The organism is Mycolicibacterium aubagnense, assembly GCF_010730955.1.
In the GTDB taxonomy this organism is placed as follows: Bacteria; Actinomycetota; Actinomycetes; order Mycobacteriales; family Mycobacteriaceae; genus Mycobacterium; species Mycobacterium aubagnense.
The window spans coordinates 2,696,026-2,714,153 of record NZ_AP022577.1 but is presented as its reverse complement, the minus strand read 5'-3'; the positions used below and the strand labels follow the sequence as shown (position 1 = coordinate 2,714,153).

18 protein-coding genes are annotated in these 18,128 nt (G+C 65.9%); 12 read left to right on the top strand and 6 right to left on the bottom strand.

Annotated features, from left to right (window positions below; genetic code table 11):
- The first annotated feature begins 1 nt into the window (after nucleotide 1).
- Both G6N59_RS13425 and G6N59_RS13420 read left to right on the top strand, forming a co-directional pair.
- Nucleotides 2–1,612, top strand: a complete 1,611-nt coding sequence (locus tag G6N59_RS13425; RefSeq protein ID WP_138232756.1) for a class I adenylate-forming enzyme family protein — start codon at nucleotides 2–4, stop codon at nucleotides 1,610–1,612.
- The gene (locus G6N59_RS13420) at nucleotides 1,609–3,261 is read left to right on the top strand and encodes a class I adenylate-forming enzyme family protein (protein WP_138232755.1); all 1,653 of its coding nucleotides are present in this window, start codon (nucleotides 1,609–1,611) and stop codon (nucleotides 3,259–3,261) included. Before G6N59_RS13425 ends, G6N59_RS13420 begins: the two co-directional genes overlap by 4 nt.
- On the opposite strand, the gene G6N59_RS13415 is transcribed toward G6N59_RS13420, so the two are convergent.
- On the bottom strand, nucleotides 3,254–4,288 hold the full coding sequence (locus G6N59_RS13415) for an MBL fold metallo-hydrolase (protein WP_234884422.1): 1,035 nt from the start codon (nucleotides 4,286–4,288) through the stop codon (nucleotides 3,254–3,256). The two genes, G6N59_RS13420 and G6N59_RS13415, sit on opposite strands and share 8 nt — an antisense overlap.
- Before the next feature lie 148 nt (nucleotides 4,289–4,436).
- Here G6N59_RS13415 and G6N59_RS13410 point away from each other — a divergent pair, with 148 nt between their 5' ends.
- The 7 genes from G6N59_RS13410 to G6N59_RS13380 are packed head-to-tail and all read left to right on the top strand — an operon-like array spanning nucleotide 4,437 to nucleotide 11,290.
- Nucleotides 4,437–4,889 carry a MaoC family dehydratase gene (locus tag G6N59_RS13410; protein ID WP_138232863.1) on the top strand — a complete coding sequence of 151 codons (453 nt, stop codon included), beginning with the start codon at nucleotides 4,437–4,439 and terminating at the stop codon, nucleotides 4,887–4,889.
- Entirely contained in the window at nucleotides 4,879–6,090 is a 1,212-nt protein-coding gene (locus tag G6N59_RS13405) for an enoyl-CoA hydratase-related protein (RefSeq protein WP_138232754.1), read from the top strand. Before G6N59_RS13410 ends, G6N59_RS13405 begins: the two co-directional genes overlap by 11 nt.
- 6 nt (nucleotides 6,091–6,096) lie before the next feature.
- On the top strand, nucleotides 6,097–7,257 hold the full coding sequence (locus tag G6N59_RS13400; protein WP_138232753.1) for an acyl-CoA dehydrogenase family protein: 1,161 nt from the start codon (nucleotides 6,097–6,099) through the stop codon (nucleotides 7,255–7,257).
- A 10-nt stretch (nucleotides 7,258–7,267) separates the two neighbouring features.
- Entirely contained in the window at nucleotides 7,268–8,581 is a 1,314-nt protein-coding gene (locus G6N59_RS13395; protein ID WP_138232752.1) for a phytoene desaturase family protein, read from the top strand.
- Nucleotides 8,512–9,387 carry an HpcH/HpaI aldolase/citrate lyase family protein gene (locus tag G6N59_RS13390; protein ID WP_456153852.1) on the top strand — a complete coding sequence of 292 codons (876 nt, stop codon included), beginning with the start codon at nucleotides 8,512–8,514 and terminating at the stop codon, nucleotides 9,385–9,387. Before G6N59_RS13395 ends, G6N59_RS13390 begins: the two co-directional genes overlap by 70 nt.
- A gap of 44 nt (nucleotides 9,388–9,431) precedes the next feature.
- Complete coding sequence (locus tag G6N59_RS13385; RefSeq protein ID WP_138232751.1) at nucleotides 9,432–10,112, top strand: hypothetical protein; 681 nt, start codon at nucleotides 9,432–9,434, stop codon at nucleotides 10,110–10,112.
- A complete protein-coding gene (locus tag G6N59_RS13380; protein ID WP_138232750.1) occupies nucleotides 10,109–11,290 on the top strand; it encodes an acetyl-CoA hydrolase/transferase C-terminal domain-containing protein in 1,182 nt (393 codons plus the stop codon). Before G6N59_RS13385 ends, G6N59_RS13380 begins: the two co-directional genes overlap by 4 nt.
- Here G6N59_RS13380 and G6N59_RS13375 read toward each other — a convergent pair whose 3' ends face one another.
- The 5 genes from G6N59_RS13375 to G6N59_RS13355 all read right to left on the bottom strand — a co-directional run bounded on the left by G6N59_RS13375 (nucleotide 11,291) and on the right by G6N59_RS13355 (nucleotide 16,273).
- Nucleotides 11,291–12,022: a nitroreductase gene (locus G6N59_RS13375; RefSeq protein WP_138232749.1), complete on the bottom strand. Its 732-nt coding sequence runs from the start codon at nucleotides 12,020–12,022 to the stop codon at nucleotides 11,291–11,293. It lies immediately after the preceding gene.
- Nucleotides 12,023–12,047: 25 nt separating this feature from the next.
- Nucleotides 12,048–13,196: an acyl-CoA dehydrogenase family protein gene (locus G6N59_RS13370; RefSeq protein WP_138232748.1), complete on the bottom strand. Its 1,149-nt coding sequence runs from the start codon at nucleotides 13,194–13,196 to the stop codon at nucleotides 12,048–12,050.
- Between the two features lie 4 nt (nucleotides 13,197–13,200).
- Nucleotides 13,201–14,352 (bottom strand): acetyl-CoA C-acetyltransferase, encoded by a 1,152-nt coding sequence (locus G6N59_RS13365; RefSeq protein ID WP_138232747.1) that lies wholly within the window; start codon nucleotides 14,350–14,352, stop codon nucleotides 13,201–13,203.
- Nucleotides 14,353–14,417: 65 nt separating this feature from the next.
- Nucleotides 14,418–15,098, bottom strand: a complete 681-nt coding sequence (locus tag G6N59_RS13360; protein WP_138232746.1) for a TetR/AcrR family transcriptional regulator — start codon at nucleotides 15,096–15,098, stop codon at nucleotides 14,418–14,420.
- 23 nt (nucleotides 15,099–15,121) lie between these two features.
- Nucleotides 15,122–16,273, bottom strand: a complete 1,152-nt coding sequence (locus G6N59_RS13355; RefSeq protein ID WP_138232745.1) for an acyl-CoA dehydrogenase family protein — start codon at nucleotides 16,271–16,273, stop codon at nucleotides 15,122–15,124.
- Nucleotides 16,274–16,318: 45 nt separating this feature from the next.
- On the opposite strand from G6N59_RS13355, the gene G6N59_RS13350 reads away from it, so the two are divergent.
- The 3 genes from G6N59_RS13350 (at nucleotide 16,319) to G6N59_RS13340 (ending at nucleotide 18,115) form a co-directional block, all read left to right on the top strand.
- Complete coding sequence (locus G6N59_RS13350) at nucleotides 16,319–16,906, top strand: cytochrome c oxidase subunit 3 (protein ID WP_138232744.1); 588 nt, start codon at nucleotides 16,319–16,321, stop codon at nucleotides 16,904–16,906.
- Nucleotides 16,906–17,178, top strand: a complete 273-nt coding sequence (locus G6N59_RS13345; protein WP_138232743.1) for a cytochrome C oxidase subunit IV family protein — start codon at nucleotides 16,906–16,908, stop codon at nucleotides 17,176–17,178. Before G6N59_RS13350 ends, G6N59_RS13345 begins: the two co-directional genes overlap by 1 nt.
- An 82-nt stretch (nucleotides 17,179–17,260) precedes the next feature.
- A complete protein-coding gene (locus tag G6N59_RS13340; protein ID WP_234884428.1) occupies nucleotides 17,261–18,115 on the top strand; it encodes an HTD2 family dehydratase in 855 nt (284 codons plus the stop codon).
- The last annotated feature ends 13 nt before the right edge of the window (nucleotides 18,116–18,128 follow it).

Genomic DNA, 18,128 nt, shown 5'->3' with positions numbered 1-18,128 from the left:
CATGACCGTCGGGCACCGACTCCAGCAGTCCTACCGGCCGGCGGACACGAGTGCCGAGCTGGTCGAAATGCCCGTCGGGATGCTGCTGGCGCGCCGGTGTGCCGAGCATCCCGACCGGGTGGCGCTGGTGGGGACGCGGCACGGTACCGGGGAGCGGGTGCGGCTGACGTATGGGCAGCTGCACGCCGAGGCCGCCCGCGCGGCATCGGCGCTGTCTCGGCTCGCCGAACCGGGTGGGTCCATCGCGGTGTGGGCGCCGAATGTGCTGGAGTGGACCGTCATTCAATATGCGGCTGCGTTGGCGGGCCTGGTGCTGGTCGCGCTCAACCCCGTGTTGCGTGACGACGAACTGGAGTACGCCCTCACCCATTCGGGCGCCACGGTGCTGCTGCACGCAGACGTCAGCCGGGATTATCCGATGGCAGAGGTGGCCGCACGGGTCGGCGACCGCATCGCCGGCCTCACGCGTATTTCGTTGTCGGATGGTCGATGGCAAGCCGCGGGCACTGATCTGACGGCACTGCCGGAGGTCAGTCCCGACACGGTGGCCATGCTGCAGTACACATCGGGGACCACCGGGCGCCCGAAGGGCGTGGCGCTCACCCACCGCGCATTGGTGAACGTCGCGAAACTGACCCTGGAAGCGGCCGATGCGCCGATGGGTGCGGTGTGCGTCAATCCATTACCCCTGTTCCACACCGCTGGGTGCGTCATCGCCACGCTGGGACCGTTGTGGCTGGGCGGCACTGCCGTGCTCATCGATCGATTCACGCCGGCCGGCGCGTTGGAGGTGCTGCGCGCCGAGCGCCCCGACGTCCTGTTCTATGTGCCCGCGATCCTTGACGCGCTGCTGGCGCTGCAGCGGGCGGAGGGCACTTCCGCGCCACGGATCCCGATCATCATGGGTGGTGCGGCGCTTGTCGCACCCGAGTTGATCGACGGCGCCGCAGAGGTTTTCGGATCCACTGTGCTCAATCTGTTCGGCCAGACCGAACTGGCGCCGGTGCTGTCGATGACCCGTCCCGGCGATTCGCGCGCGGACCGGCTCGCGACAGTGGGCCGGCCGCTCCCGCAGGTGGAGTGCAAGATCGTCGACCCGGTGTCGCACGCGGTGATTGCGGTCGGCGAGCTGGGGGAGATCTGCGCCCGTGGGTATCAGCAATTCGTCGGCTACCTTCACGATCCGGCCGCCACCGCGGCCACCGTCGACGCTGACGGATTCGTGCACACCGGCGATGTGGGCACCATCGACGAACGCGGCTATCTCACCGTCACGGGACGGCTCAAGGACATCATCATCCGCGGCGGTGAGAACATCTCCCCGGCAGACGTCGAGCGGCAGTTGGCCGGCCACCCGGCGGTCACCGACGTCGCGGTGCTCGGCCTTCCCGACGATCGATGGGGCGAGATCGTCGCCGCCGTCGTCCGCGCCGACGGAGAACCGGCGCATATCAGGGCAGTTCTTGTCGCCCGGGCACAGTCGACACTGGCGCCGTTCAAGGTGCCGTCCAGGTGGTTCCTGGCCGACGAATTGCCGGTGACCCCAACCGGCAAGGTACGCAAGTTCGCGCTGCGCGACGCCATCCGGCGCGGAGAGATCAGGGAGCTGTGAGAACCGCCGCGCAGATCGAGGCCTGCCGACAAGCGTTGCGCGATCGGTTTCCGGTGTGGCGGCCTCGCACTTTGGCCGACTGGCTCGATGACTGTGCCGAACAGTACGGGACAAGTCCTTTCGTGATCACCGACGAGCTGACGCTGAGCTATACCGAGGTCTGCGAACAGTCTCGCCGAATTGCCGCGGGCCTGATCGGACTCGGGGTGCAGCCGGGTGACCGTGTCGGCATGCTGATGGCCAACTACCCGGAGTTCATCGCCGTCAAGTTCGCCATCGCTCGCACCGGAGCCATCGCGGTCCCGTTCAACTACCTGTACCGGACCGCCGAGCTCGGCTTCGTGCTCGCCGACTCCGGTTGCCGGGTCCTGATCACGATGTCGGGATTCGGCGCTCTGGACTACCAGAGCATGCTGGATGAGATTGTTCCGCAATGGGATTCGGCCGGCTTTGCGCACCGCCCGCTGGATAGCGTTCCGGACCTGCGTCACGTCGTGGTGCTCGACACCGACGGACGGGCCCGCCGCGGCGTGCACACCGTGGCCGACTTGGCCGCCACCACCGCGGCGACGCAGCCCGTTGCGGTGGCACCCGACGCGCCGGGGGACATGCTGTACACGTCGGGCACCACCGGCTCACCCAAGGGGGTGCTGGTCACCCACGATGCCGTGCTGCGCACTGGTTACGCCTCGGCGCTGACCCGGGGATACCAGAGTGGGCGCCGAATCCTGTTCTCGCTGCCGTGTTATCACATGTTCGGCTACGTCGAAGGCGTGTTGTCGGTGATGTTCGTCGGCGGAGCCATCATCCCGCAACCGTCGTTCTCGGCAGACGGCTATCTCGCCGGCATCGAACGGCACCGGGCCACCGATATCCTCTGTGTGCCGACCATGGCGGTCGCGATGGCGCAATCACCGGCCCGCGGCGACTACGACCTGAGTTCCCTGGAGGCGGTGCTGTGCGGTTCGGCGCCCGCGCCGATCTGGTTGTGGGAGAAGCTCGAACGCGACTTCGGGGTCAGTGAGATCGTCACCGGCTATGGGATGACCGAATGCGGCGGCGCCATGACCCTCACGCTCCCCGAGGACGCGCTGTATCTGACCTCCGAGACGGTGGGCCGGCCCAAACTCGCGGGCTCAGCGTCGGTGCCGGGGACCGACGCGTTGGTCCGGTACGAGGTCGTGGACGGTGAACTCGTGTCGAGCGGGCCGACCACCATGGTCGGCTATTGGTGCAGACCCGCCGAGACCGCCGCGGCCCTGCGCGATGGCCGGCTGTTCTCCGGTGACCTGGGGTTCGTGCGCTCCGATGGCTACCTGGAGGTGACGGGGCGCAGCAAGGAGCTCTACAAGAGCGGCGGTGAACTGGTGATGCCCAAGGAGATCGAGGATCTGCTGGCGGCCCACCCCGCCATCAGCCAGGCCTTCGCGTTCGGCCTCACCGACGAAAGATGGGGTGAAATCGGTTGTGTCGTAGTGGTTCCCATTGCGGACGCGGCCTTGACCGAAGGCGACGTGCTGGATATCTGCCGCGCCAATCTGGCGCGATTCAAGGTGCCCAAGCGCGTGGTGTTCTACGCCGCTGATGCGCTGCCGACCACGCCGACGGGCAAAGTGCAGAAGTTCCGGTTGGTCCAGGCGCTCAGCTGACCGTGAAAGTGCTGACGTCCGCGGACTCGTCGACCCTCAGCAACCCTTGGGTGACGAGCAGATCCAGGTGCGCCCGCACCTCCAGTACCGCGGTCATCTGATGGACGGTCTCCAGCTCGGTGAGGGTGCGCTCCCGGCGGGTCCAGCGCATCCGGGTAGCGACCTCGAACGCCGTTGTCGCACCTGAGGAGATCAGCTCGGCGATGATCGACAACCGTTCGTCGTGATGGTCGAGCAACTCCTGGGCGCGGCGGCGGGTGTGGTGCTCGGTCTCGCCATGGGCGGGCAGCATCCGGGCGTCGGGCAGTTCCAGGAACAGCTGGAGTGACCGGAGGAACGACCGCAGTGGCAGTTTCTCCGGGGCGCGTTCGAAGGCGACCGATGGCGTGATGCGAGGTAGGAGGTGATCCCCCGTGAACGCCATATCGGAGATTTCGAACACCATGTGCCCGCGGGTGTGACCCGGTGTGGCGCGTACGGTGATCGGCACCCCACCGGCGTCGATCACGTCGCCGTCCCGCAGCCAGCGATCCGGGGCGGCGAACGGCATGCCCTGCTCGTACGGCTCCCACCGCAGCGCGGCCACGGCGTCGGCCAGCGCAGGGGCTCCGGCTCGGCGCAGCACGGGGACCTGGTTGGGGTGGACTCCGGCCTGCGCATCGAATGCTGAGATGCTGTGCCGCTCTTCGGCTCCCAACATGACTTCGATGTCCAACGCGGCGCGCCACTTCAGAGCCTGGGTGTAGTGGTCCCAATGGGCATGGGTGACCAGAATCTGGCGCACGTCCCTGACGCCGCATCCCATGGCGTGCAGTCCGGCGATCAGCGCCGCTTCCGATTCGGCGGTGGCCCAGCCGGGATCGATCAGCGTGATGCCGGCGTCGGTACCGACCGCGTACGCGTTGACCACTGTCAGGTCAGGCAGTGGCAGCGGTAGCGGAATCCGAGCGACCGTGTACGTCGGGGCAGCCGCCAGCGTCTCGGGCGCACCTGACCGCTGTGCTGAGTTCCATACCTGCGATGTCACGTCGCCTCCTTGCCTTCAATCTAACAGGAGATAGAAAAAGTCGGCCAGTGTCGTATGCGACATGGGTCGATGGTTGAAAAAAAATCGAATCAATATTAAATTCGATAACGTCCACGAGATGACAGTCGCGCACAACCAGGGAGACGGCATGGAAGTTTTTGGCAGCCTTGACGAATTTGCGTCGGCGGCCGGCCGCGAGCTCGGACCGACCGACTGGCTGGAGATCACCCAAGACCGGGTTGATCTGTTCGCCGACGCCACCGGGGACCACCAGTGGATCCACGTCGATCCGGACCGGGCCGCGACCGGACCGTTCGGCGGCACCATCGCCCACGGGCTGCTCACCTTGTCGTTGCTGCCGCATTTCATGCACCAGCTGTACCTGGTGGACGGCATCGCGATGGCGATCAACTACGGGCTCAACAAGGTTCGTTTCATCTCGCCGGTCCCGGTGGGCGCCAAGATCCGGGCACGCGGCGTCGTCGGCGACGTCTCTGCCGTGAGCGGCGGTACGCAAGCGATCATGACCACGACCATCGAAATCGACGGCGCCGAAAAGCCTGCCGCCGTCATCGAATCGATCATCCGTTATGTCGGTTGAGACCTCGCGCGACGCGCGGGTAGCTGCCGCGCAGCAGCTGTACACGGCGTTGGCGACCGGTGATCGCGACGCATTGAACGTGTTGCTGCACCCCGATTTCATCGGCCACGCCGCCGAAGGCATGCCGCTGGGGATGGGCGGTCAACACGTCGGCCCGCAAGCCATGCAGACCAATCTGTGGTGGCGCATCGGGGAGCACTTCCGGGTCCGCGCCGAGCCGAGGCACTTCGAGGGACTCGAAGACGGGCGGCTGATGGTCGGCGGCAGCTACGTCGGGACGGCCCGGCGCACCGGCAAGGCGCTCGATGCCGCATTCATCCACGTCCTCGGTTTCGCGGCGGACGGGCGGATCGTCAGTCTGCGCCAGCTCACCGACACCGCGGCTTGGCACGCCGCCCTCAACGGGCCGGTTCCGTTGCAGACCATCGAGTACACCGTCGCCGACGGCCTGGCGACCGTCTGCCTCGACCGACCCGAGGTTCGCAACGCGATCGACCTGCGGATGGGGCAGGAGACCCTCGAAGTCGCCCGGCGGATCGCGGCTGACGACACCGTCCGCGCGGTGCTGATCTGCGGAAACGGTCCGGCACTGACGGTCGGTGGGGACATCGGCTATTTCTTGGCGGGCCGCTCCGAGGCGTTCGGCGACCTCTTTCAGAAGATGACCGATCCGTTCCACCAAGGCTTCGAGATCCTCAGCCGGGTCAATGTCCCGATCGTCACCGCGGCGCACGGAGTGGTGGCCGGCGGCGGGCTGGGCTACGTGTACGCGGCTGACCTGGTGCTGGCGGCCGAAGGCACGCGGTTTGTCACTGCCTTCGCCGGCATCGGGCTGTCCGGGGACGGTGGCGGCACGTGGCACCTGCCAAGGCTGATCGGCCCGCGCCGGGCCGCGCAGGCCTACCTGCGCAACCAGCCGATCACCGATGCCGAGGCGCTGACCTGGGGACTGATCAACGAGGTCGTCCCGGGCAGCGAACTGCGCGACAGGGCAACGGCTTTGGCCCGGGAGCTGGCAAACGGACCAACGGCGGCCTTCGGCCGGATGCGTCAGCTGCTACGGGAGACGTGGGCCAACGACTTGCCCGCGCAATTCGCTGCCGAATCGCGCGGTATCAGATTCACCGGCGACAGCGCGGACGCCGCAGCGGCAATCGCCGCGTTCGCCGACAAGCGCACACCCGAATTCACCGGAAGGTAGACAGACATGCCCGGATTGACCTCTGACAGTCCAGAGCACCGCGCCATACGGGAAACCGTGGCCGGCATCGCGGAACGTTATGGCTCGCAGTACTTCCTGGAACGCGGACGTACGGGCGGAGACATCGAGGAGCTGTGGAAGGACCTCGGTGTCGCCGGCCTGTTGGGCCTGCACCTGCCCGAGGAGTACGGCGGCGGTGGTGGCGGCATGTCTGAGGCCGTCGTCGTGGTCGAAGAGCTTGCCGCGCACGGCATGCCGTTGTTGATCTGGGTGATCTCCCCGGCCATCTGCGGCAGCATCCTGGCCCACCATGGCTCGCACGAGATGAAGCAGCAGTGGCTGCCCGCCATCGCCGACGGCACCCGCAAGATGGCCTTCGGGCTCACCGAGCCCGACGCGGGGTCCAACAGCCACAACGTCAAGACCACCGCGGAGCGCACCGCGACGGGCTGGAAAATCTCCGGCGCCAAGTACTACATCTCGGCCATCGATCAATGCGACGCCGTCCTGGTCGTCACCCGCGATGCCGAGCACTCCACGCCCGACAAGCCCAGGCTGTCGTTGTTCGTGGTCCCCACCGATGCGCCCGGGCTCACCCTCCAACGGATCGATACGGCGATCGTGTCGCCGGACAAGCAGTTCACTGTCTTCCTCGACGACGTGGAGGTGGGCGAGGACGCCCTGATCGGGACGGCGGGCAACGGCCTGCGCCAGGTGTTCGACGGACTCAACCCGGAACGAATCCTGGTCGGCGCCTTGTGCAGTGGCATCGGCCGCTACGCCATCGGCAAAGCCGCCGACTATGCCAAGGAGCGCACCGTCTGGTCCACCCCGATCGGTGCGCACCAGGGGGTGGCGCATCCGCTGGCCGAATCCCACATCGCCGTCGAACTGGGCCGGCTGGCCACCGTACGCAGCGCCGAACTGTTCGACGCCGGCGAATCCGCCGGCGAGGCAGCCAATATCGCGAAGTTCGCCGCATCCGAGGCTGCGCTCAAGGCGCTCGACCAGGCCATCCAAACCCACGGCGGCAACGGGCTGTCGCACGAATACGGGCTCTCGGAGCTGTGGTTCGTCACCCGGCTGATGCGCACCGCGCCGGTGAGCCGGGAGATGGTTCTCAACTTCATCGCGCAGACCTCGCTGGGCCTGCCCCGCTCCTACTGAAGGAAAATACATGGCAGACAATCAGTTTGATGTGATCGTCATCGGCGCCGGGGCGGGTGGCCTGTTCACCGCGGCCCGCCTCGCGCACCAGGGTTACCGGACGTTGGTGGTCGAACGCCTCGACAAGGTCGGCGGCCGCGCTTCCACCGACGACATCGAGGGTTTCAAGGTCAACAACGGGGCCATCGTCATCGAGGTCGGCGGCATCACCCAGCAGACCTGCGACGAGGTGGGGGCACCGTTCGATATCCGGGAACCGCAACCGCCCATCCTGTACCGCATCGCCGGCAAGGACGTCGACGTCACCGGCGGCGGCTGGGGGTTCCTGCTCGGCAAGCTGACCCGTCAGGGCGCCAAGCTGGTCAAGGGGATCGGCGCGGCCCGCAACGACTCCGGGTTGCCCGAAGACGAGTTGTCCACCGCCGAGTGGGTGTCCAAATACACCAAAAATGAAGGCGTACACGGCATTTTCCGCAATATGTGTGCCTCGGTGTTCGCCGTGGGTTCCGAGGATCTGCCGGCCCGGGTGTTCCTCACCTACTTCACCCGCAAGAGCGCGTTCAAGCGCTTCGGCTTCCATCCCAAGGGCACCATCGGGCTGTGGCAGGCCCTGGCCGGTGCCGCCGAGCGCGACGGTGGTCAGATTTGGTTGTCGACCCCGGTGACCAAGATCTTCACCGACGGTGACAGGGCGACCGGGATCGAGGTGCAGCGCGGCGGTCAGCCCGTGCGGATCGACGCCCAGGTCGTCGTCAGCGACGTCGGGCCTGCCGCCACCGTCGCTCTGGTCGGACAGGAGAACGTCCCGCCGGACTACCAGGAGCTGGTCAAGGCGGCCGACCGTCCGACGTCGATGATCTCGGTCAACTTCGCCAGCCGGGAACGGCTGATCGAGGCCCCCGGAATGCTGAGCTTCGCCAAATCACGCCGGCTGGCCTACATCGCCAACTTCACCGACGTCTGCCCGGAGATGGCCCCGGAGGGCTGGCACCTCTACGTCGGCACCTCGGTGCCCGAGAATCCGACGGGCGATTTCGATGAGGCCGCCGAAACCGAGTTCCTGCTACAGGATCTGCGCGACACCATCGAAGGCTTCGACACCCGGGCGCGCATTCTGAACGTCGCGATCACCCGCGACGGCTGGCCGCCGCAGCGGGCGGTCGCCGGGTTCGACCTGTCGCACGACACCCCGTTCACCGGGCTGTGGAATGTGGGCGACGGAGTCAAGGAGTACGCCAACGGCGGCACCACCGCCTGTGCCGAGACCGCAAAACTGGTGGCGGACAAGATCGTTGCCGCGTATCGGCCGGCGGTGTCGCACTGAAGGCGCCCGACCTCGCGGCGGCCCGCAGTCTCCTGTTCGTTCCCGGTGACCGGCCGGAACGGTTCACCAAGGCTGCGGGCTGCGGTGCGGACCAGATCATCCTCGATCTCGAGGACGCGGTTGCGCCCGCGCTCAAAGCCCTGGCGCGCAGGCACGTCCGCGATTGGCTGGCCGGCGGCGGGGCCGGCATCGTGCGGGTCAACGGATTCGATACTCGCTGGTGTACAGACGATCTGGCGATGGTCGCCGAGTATGGCTGTCCGGTGATGCTGCCGAAGGCGGATGCCGAAACGCTGCGCTCGCTGGCCTTGGATGTGCCCGTCATCGCCTTGATCGAAACGGCTCGTGGAGTGCTGGGTGCCGCCGGTGTGTGTCGGGTGCCCGGTGTGGTGCGGGTGGCTTTCGGGAGCATCGATCTGAGCGCCGAAATCGGGACCCCGCCAGACGATTACGTGGCGCTGAATACCGCGCGTAGTGCGTTGGTCCTGGCATCCGCGGCAGCTGGTCTGCCCGCACCGATCGACGGCGTCACGGTTGATGTCCGCGACACCGCTGCGGTCCGGAAGGACGCGGTCGCCGCGGCCCGGCTGGGCTTCGGCGGCAAGCTGTGTGTGCACCCGAACCAGGTGAGTGTGGTGAACGAGGGGTTCAGCCCGTCCGACGCTCAGGTCGCGCATGCGCGCGCTGTGGTCGCGGCCGCCGGTGCGGGTGGTGCCGGGTTACTCGACGGCAAGATGGTCGACCGGCCGGTTCTGGAACACGCCCGCAGACTTCTGTCTCGCGCTGAGCGCGTAGCGAGCGAATAGCGCCGCCCACGACTTGATGCTCGTCTCCACACGAAAGGTGACCCATGTCCAGAACACTGCAGCACATCTGTGCCTGGTCCGGCCCGGCGACGGTCCTGGTCTCGCTCATCGGTTGGCTGATCGCCGGTGTATTGCCGATTCCGTTGGGGCCCAGTAGTACAACCGAAGAGGTCGTCGGTTTCTACAGTCACGACACCCGCGTCCTCGCCGGTCTGGTGATCGCGTCGCTGGGAGTTGCTCTGGTGTTTCCGCTGATCGCGCTCATCGGTCTGGTGATGGCCCGCATCGAGGGCCGAACGCCGTTGTTGGCCGTCGTACAACTCGTCATCGGGGCGGCGACCGGAGTTCTGCTGCTGATTCCGATGCTGCTGATGGCGGTGATCTCCTTCCGTCCCGATCGAAACCCCGAGGTCACCGTGACCCTCAATGACATCGCCTGGCTGTTGTTCCTTACCCCGATCGCGCCGTTCATGATTCAGAACATCGTCATCGGCGTGACCATCCTGCGTGACCCGCTCAGTCGGGTTCCGCGATGGGTCGGCTACGTGAATTTCTGGGTTGCGGCGTCCTTTGTGCCCGATGTGCTGGCGTTCTTTTTTCACCGTGGACCGCTCGCCTGGAACGGCATCTTGGTGTTCTGGCTCGCGCTGACGACCTATGCGGTCTTCCTCGTCGTGATGGGAGTGACGATGCGCAACGTCGACCTCGACGCGCACGACGCATGACCGTCGGCTTCGCCTCCCGGCTGCGGCACACGCTGCGCCCGGGCATGACGATAGCCCTCGGTGATGGTGTGGGTGGCCTCTGGACACTCGGCGACGGCACCTCTGTACTGACTGAGATCAGCTGCGCCGCAACCGAAGTAGGTGGTGTGAACCTGATCCTCGGTTGGTCGCCGCTGCCGTTGGCGGACCTGCGTCCGGACGGCTTCGCCCGGGTGATCACCCTGATGCCGGGCTGGGGAGCACGGGCACTCGCCGCATCAGCGGTGACCCGGTCCATTCCCACCAGCATGTCGGCGATCCCCGCGTTGGTCGCTGGTCCGTTGCGGCCCGATCTGTTGATCACCCGAATGGTCGCACGCAGCGGAAAGCTGTCCTTGTCCACCGAGGTGTCGTGGCAGCAGGGGCTGATCGCCGCCGGCGTCCCGGTGTGGGCGGTCGTGGACGGTTCGGCTCCCGCGGCGAGCGCAGTACACGGCGGCGTGGCGAGTGCTGACATCGATGTGGTCGGCCTGTGCAGTGACGGGCCGACGCCGATGCCGGGACGCGCGCCGGAGCCGGTGCATGAGGCACTTGCCGACAACGTGCTCCGGCTCGTACCGCCGGGGGCCCGATTGCAATACGGGCCCGGACAACTGGGAACGGCAATCCTGCAGCGTGCGGAGATTCCTTTGGCAATCGATACCGGATTGCTCACCGACGCCGTGGTGGATCTCGATCGCCGGGGCCTGCTCGTCGGAGTTCCCTCTGCCACATACCTGTTCGGCGGCGCCGAACTGTTCGCGTGGGCTGACGGACGCGAGATTCTGCACGGTATCGAACACACCCACGACGTGACGCGGCTCGCGACCGGCGGACCGTTCGTGTCGGTCAACACCGCCGTTGAGATCGATCCGTACGGCCAGGTCAATGTCGAAGGCATCGGCGATCGTGTCGTCGGCGGCATCGGCGGGCACCCCGATTACTGCACCGCGGGGCGATTGAGCCCTGACGGGTTGTCGATCATCGCTGTCACGAGCCGATTCGGCGGCCGCTCTCCGCTCGTGGAGCGCTTGAGCCGCCCGGCGTCGACCCCGGCGCACGATGTGGATGTGATCGTCACCGAGCGTGGGCACGTGGATCTCCGTGACGCGGACTGGGTTCAGCGGCGTGCGTTGCTCACCGAGCTCTTCGACCGGTGATCACGCGGTGACCCATTCGACGACCTGGTCCAGCGGTGCCCGGGTGGTCCGGTAGCGGTTGGTCGGGTGATCGAGGTCGGGATAGCCGAACGAGATCCCACAGACTATGTTGCGGTCGTCGCCGAGCCCGAGCTCGCGGCGTAACACGCTGGGGTACATGGCCAACGCCGCCTGGGCGACGCTACCGACGCCGTGGGCCGTCGCGGCGAGTAGGAAGCTGTTGACGTACCCGCCGCAATCGACGGCGCCGTACGGTCCCAGTGCTTCATCGGTGTGGATGATCGCGACGTGCGGCGCCCCGAAGAACGCGAAGTTCTGCTGCGTCTGCTGCCGTTGACGTTGACGGTCACCGCGCTCGATGCCGAGCGCGGTGTACAGCTGATACCCGCTCTCGCGGCGGCGGTCTCGGTAGACCCCACGATATTCCCGTGGGAACGCGATGTCAGGTGTCTCCACCTGGCCGCTGTCGACCGCGGCACCGAGCGCATCGCGCAGGCGCGCGGTCCCCGCACCACTGGTCACCGTCACCTGCCACGGCTGGCTGTTACACCACGAGGCAGTGAGCTGAGCGGTGCGCAAGATCACCTCAATGGTGCTGCGGGGCACCGGAGTTGGAGTAAAGGCGCGGTGGCTGACCCGGATGGCCAGCAGGTGCTCGAGCGTTTCGGCAGCATCAGCCGGCAGCCCTGCCGAACGGCGGGTTGCCACGATGTGCTGAAGGTCGGTCCCCATATCGCCCTCTCCCGGAAGTCCTCGATCAGGCGACCACGTCGCGGCCGATGATCTCCTTCATGATCTCGGTGGTGCCACCGTAGATGGTTTGTATACGGGTATCGAGATAGGCCCGGGCAACGGGATACTCGGTCATGTAGCCGTAGCCGCCATGAAGTTGTAGACAGCGGTCGACGACCCGCTTCTGCAGTTCGCTGACGTACCACTTGCCCTTTGCCGCATCCACCGCGGTGAGTTCGCCTGCGTTGTAGGCCAATACCGACCGATCGGCATAGGACTGCGCGATGTCGATCTCGGTAGCCATCTCGGCGAGCTCGAAGCGGACGTGCTGTTTGTCCGACAGCGGGGCGCCGAAGGCGTGCCGCCCCTTGCAGTATTCGACCGTCATCTCGAAGATGGCCCGGGTGGTGGCAATGGCTTTGGCGGTCACCCCGAGGCGCTCGCGGGGGAGATGACTCATCAGGTACTGCAGACCGCGGCCCTCTTCACCGAGTAAGTTGGCCGCGGGTACCCGGGCATCGCGGAAATACAGCTCGGAGGTGTCTTGGGCCGGCAGCCCGATCTTGTCCAGCTTGCGGCCCCGGTCGAATCCGGGGGTGTCGCGCTCCACCACGAACAGACTCAGATCGCCGGAACCTCCGCTGCTCCCGGTGCGCGCCGCCACCACCACCAGATCGGCCATGATGCCACTGGAGATGAATGTCTTCTGCCCGTTGAGAATCCACTGCTCGCCGTCGCGTCGAGCGGTGGTGCGCAGGCCCCGCAGATCGCTGCCGGCACCCGGCTCGGTCATCGCCAGAGCGCCGATGATCTCACCGGTGGCGAAACCGGGAAGCCAGCGCCGCTTCTGCTCGTCGTTGGTGAGGTCGAGCAGGTAGTGCAGCACCAGGTCGTCCTGCAGGCTGACGGTCAGGCCGAAGGACAAGGCGTTGATCCGCGCGATCTCCTCGCACACCACCATGCGATAGCGGTAATCGGGTTCGCCGGAGCCACCGTACTGTTCCCCGACCTGCAGCGCGTAGATACCGGCCTTGGCGGCTCGGGAGAAAACACTACGGTCGATCCACCGTTCCCTGTCCCAATCATGCTGATAGGGGACGACTTCCCGGGCGAGGAACTCGCGGACGGTCTCGCGGTAGGCCTCGTGATCGGGGGAGTACAGGTCGCGCCGCATCGGGTCAGATCCGTTCGATGATGGTGACGTTGGCCTGGCCACCGCCTTCACACATGGTCTGCAGGCCGTAGCGTCCGCCGGTGCGTTCCAGTTCGTGCAGCATCGAGGTCATCAGCCGGGCTCCGGTGCAGCCGATGGGGTGACCCAGTGCGATGGCGCCGCCGTTGGGGTTGACCTTCGACGGGTCGGCACCGAGTTCGGTGATCCAGGCCAGGACGACCGGCGCGAAGGCCTCGTTGATCTCCACGACATCGATGTCGTCGATGGACATTCCGGCCCGCTTCAACGCGTGCTGGGTGGCCGGAATCGGCGCGCTGAGCATCATCACCGGATCGGCGCCGCGCACCGACATGTGGTGGATACGGGCGCGCGGGGTCAGGTTGAACCGGTCCACGGCGTCAGCGGAGGCGATGAGCAATGCCGCTGCGCCATCAGAGATTTGGCTGGCCACTGCAGCGGTGAGAACGCCACCGTCGACGAGGGTGGGCAACGCCGCCATCTTCTCGGGCGACGTGTCCGCGCGGGGGCCTTCGTCGGTGCTGATTCCGGCGTATTCGGTGATCTCCCGGGCGAAGTAGCCCTGCTCGATGGCGGCGAGCGCGCGCTCATGGCTGGTCATCGCGAACCGCTCGTTGTCTTCACGGGACAGCTTCCATTGGGCGGCGATCATCTCCGCCCCGCGGAACTGCGAGATCTCCTGATCGCCGTACCGGGCGTGCCATCCTTCGCACCCGGTCCACGGATCCGTCGAACCGTACGGCTCGCCGGCGGCGAAGGCCGACAGGATCGGGAACTGGCTCATCTTCTGCACCCCGCCGGCCACGACGAGGTCGACGGTGCCGCTCATCACGCCCTGCGCGGCGAAATGCACTGCCTGCTGGGCTGATCCGCACTGGCGGTCGATCGTGACACCGGGAACCGACTCGGGCAATCCCGCGGCGAGTGCCGCGGTGCGCGCGATATCGCCGGCCTGCGAGCCGATGTTGTCCAGGCAGCCCAGGATGACGTCATCGATCGCGGCGGGGTCGATATCCTGGCGCCCCACCACAGTCTTGATGACGTGTGCCGCCAGGTCGGCGGGATGCGCACCGGACAATCCACCGCGTCGACGCCCGACGGGGGTGCGGACAGCGTCAACAATGTAAGCCTCAGTCATGAAATTAATTTAACATAGAATCAAAACTGCGCACAGCCGTCAGGCTGAGCCTGCGGAATGGGTGGTTACGCCTTGGGGCTGCGCTCGCGGTGCGGCTTCACCGGTGATGCTGGTGATGCCGGTGGGCAGATGCCGGCGCGCACGATGCTCTGGGCGTTGGTGACCACGGTGTCGATGGATGTCCGCTTGGGGTTCCACCATTCCGCGGCCCAGTTCAGCGCGCCGAGGACGAGGTTCATGGCGACGCGGGTGTCGAGATCGCTCCTGATCTGCCCTTCGTCGGCGGCTTTGGTGAAAAGGCGCAACCAGATTCGGTTGTATGCCGCCGTTTCCTTCTCCTGGCGGGCGCGCAGATGTTCGGGAACCTGACCAGAGTTACGGATGGATGCCGTCGCGTAGTCGGACAATTCGAGTTCGTGTCGCAGGTGCGCCTCGACCGCGGCCAGGATCCGGTCGATCGGCGCGGTGCCGTCGGGCAGCTTGTCCAATTCCTCTTGCAGATACCGGCGCATATCGCTGATACCCGCAAACATCACCTCCTCGATGAGGTCCTCACGGGAGGGGAAGTAGTAGTAGATGGCCGGAGCCTGCAGCTCGGCGTACTTCGCTACGTCCGTCAGTCGGGTGCCGGCGTAGCCCTTGGCGCTCAGGACATGTGCGGCGGCATCGAGGATGCGGGCGCGCGTCCGCTGTGACTTGCTGTCGGACTCATCCGGGGTTCGGGCGTTGCCGCTGCTTCGGGCCATTGTCCGATGATATGGGCGAGCTGTCACATGCCGCCGCGGGACACCAGTTGGGCGGCGATGACGTTGCGCTGGATTTCGTTGGTGCCTTCGCCGACGATCATGAGTGGGGCATCCCGGAAATACCGTTCCACGTCGTATTCGGTGGAGTAGCCATATCCACCGTGGATGCGGACGGCGTTGAGCGCGATTTCCATGGCGGTTTCGGAGGCGAACAATTTCGCCATCCCGGCCTCCATGTCGCAGCGATCGCCGCTGTCATAGCGCTCGGCGGCGTACCAGGTGAGTTGACGGGCCGCCGTCAGCTTGGTTGCCATGTCGGCCAGGTAGTTGCCGATCGACTGGTGCTTCCAGATGGGCTGGCCGAAACTCTCGCGCTGCTGCGCGTACGCCAACGCGTCCTCCAATGCGGCGGTGGCGACGCCGAGGGCTCGGGCGGCCACCTGGATACGGCCGGTCTCCAGGCCCTTCATCATCTGGCCGAAGCCTTTGCCCGGTGCGCAGCCCAGGATCGCTGAGGTGCTGGTGCGGTAGTTGTCGAAGGCCAGTTCGCAGGATTCCACGCCCTTGTAGCCGAGCTTGGGCAGGTCGCGCGACACCGTCAGCCCCGGCCCGTGTTCGACCAGCACGATCGAGATGCCCTGGTGTTTGGGCTGTGCCGCCGGATCGGTCTTGCACAACAGGGCGATCAGCTGTGAGCGCCGCGCGTTCGAGATCCAGGTCTTGGCGCCGGTGATCACCAGCTCATCGCCGTCGCGCTTCGCGACGGTGGTCATGGCCTGCAGGTCCGATCCGCCGCCCGGTTCGGTGAGCGCCATGGTGGCCCTGATCTCGCCGGTCGCCATCTTCGGCAGATAGGTCTGTTTCTGTTCCTCGGTGCCGAACAGGGTCAGCAACTTGGCGACGACGGTGTGTCCGCCCATCGCCCCGGCCAGACTCATCCAGCCCCGCGCCAACTCCTGGGTGACGCGGGCATAACACGGCATCGAAACCGGGGCGCCGCCATAGGCTTCGGGGACGGCCAAGCCGTAGATCCCGATCGCCTTCATCTGCTCGATCCATTTGTCGGGGTATTCATTGGCGTGCTCGACCTCCTGCACGCTCGGCTTTACCTCGCGGTCGATGAACTCCCGCACCGTCTGGATCAGGAAGGCCTCTTCAGTGCTGAGCGTGGTCATGCGAGCAGCATAGACAAAAATCTATTCTATGTTAAATTCTTTGGCATGGTGGCAGTAGTCGGAAGGGCCGACCGGCAGGCGCGGAGACTGCCCGGCGAAGAGGGAACCTGGGTCTTCCTCTTCGGCGATATGACGGTGTTCGCCGTTTTGTTCGGCGTGTATCTCTATTACCGAGGTGCCGACCCGGTGTTGTTCGACGGCTCGCAGGCCCGGTTGAACCCGACGTTCGGAGTGGCCAACACGCTGATCCTGCTGACTAGTTCGCTACTGGTCGTCACGGCGGTGCGTGCCGTGCGGCAGCGGGCGAATGCCCTGGCCGGACGGTTGATCATCGGCGCCATGGCGTGCGGCGCGTTGTTTGTGGTGAACAAGGGTGTTGAATACGCGCAGAAGATATCTCAGGGTTTCGGGCCCGCCACTGATCAATTCTTCACGTACTTCTACGTCATGACGGGCCTGCACCTGGTCCACGTCGCCGTCGGAATCGGACTGCTGTGGTTCATGGTGACGCTGACGCGGCGATCCGAGCTGACCGAATGGCAGCACTCCTATCTCGATGGAGCGGCCTGTTTTTGGCACATGGTCGATCTGCTCTGGATCATCATCTTTCCGCTCCTCTACTTGGTGAAGTGATGACTTTCAACCTCTTTCGCAGCAAGACGACGTTGGTGTGGTTCGGCCTGATTGCGGCGACATTGACGTCCTGGTTCGTCGGCGTCGGGCACGGACTGGGGCAAGAATTTGCCGGGGTGGTGATCCTGCTGATCGCGTTCGTCAAGGTGCGCTTCGTCGGCCGCTATTTCATGGAGTTACGCCATGCGCCGTTCGGGTTGGTCGCCGTCTTCGATGCATGGATCATCGTTGTCGCGTCAGCTCTGATCGGGCTGTTCATACGCTTCGCCTGATTGTCGCTCAAGCCGCTGTGGCGCAACGGTTGTCGAGTCACCGTGTTGGATACCGATGGAGAAGGTGAGACGTTTGACAACGATGACGCCGACGATGCACGACTGGATCGGGAACTGGCAGCCCGGCCGGGAAGAGGTGGACGACCATGTCGACCCGGCCCGGCTGCACTCGCTCGCCGCCACCTTGGACCTTGCCGTGTCTCCGGCCGGGACGGTGCCACCGTTGTGGCACTGGCTGTACTGCCAGTCGCCCTGGCCGCTGTCCTCGGACCTCGGGGAGGACGGCCACCCCGCTGACGGGCCGTTCCTTCCGCCGATTCCGCACCGGCGCCGGATGTTCGCGGGGGGACGTCTCGGCATCACCGAGCCGCTGACGGTGGGTGAGCCGGTTCACCGCCAGGCCGAGGTCGTTGACGTCGCCGTGAAGAACGGTCGCAGCGGCGAGATGCTGTTCGTCACTGTCCGCCACGAGTACCGCCAACGTGGGGTGGTGCGAATCGTCGAGGAACAGGACCTCTTCTACCGCAGTGCTGCCGGTGGCGCACTGTCCGGAGATGTCAATCGAAATCCGTTGGGGGAGAGCCGCACTCCGTGGGTATCGAATCCGCGGTTGTCGTCGCCGCTGTTGTTCCGGTTCAGTGCGCTCACAGCAAACGCACACCGCATCCACTATGACGCCGAGTACGCAACCGCCGTCGAGGGGTTCCCCGCGCTCGTGGTCCACGGCCCGCTGCTCGCAGTGCACATGGCAGAACTGGTGCGTGCGAAGGCTGCTGACCGAGCAGTCGCGGCACTTACGTTCCGCTTGCAGAGGCCGGTGTTCATGGGCGACGTGGTACGGGTCGAGGGCACCCCCACCGCTGACGGCGCCGAGCTCACGGTGGTGTCCGGCAGTGGTGTCACCCACGCGTCGGCAACGGCAACCTTCGTGCCGTAGCGACCAGGTCGGA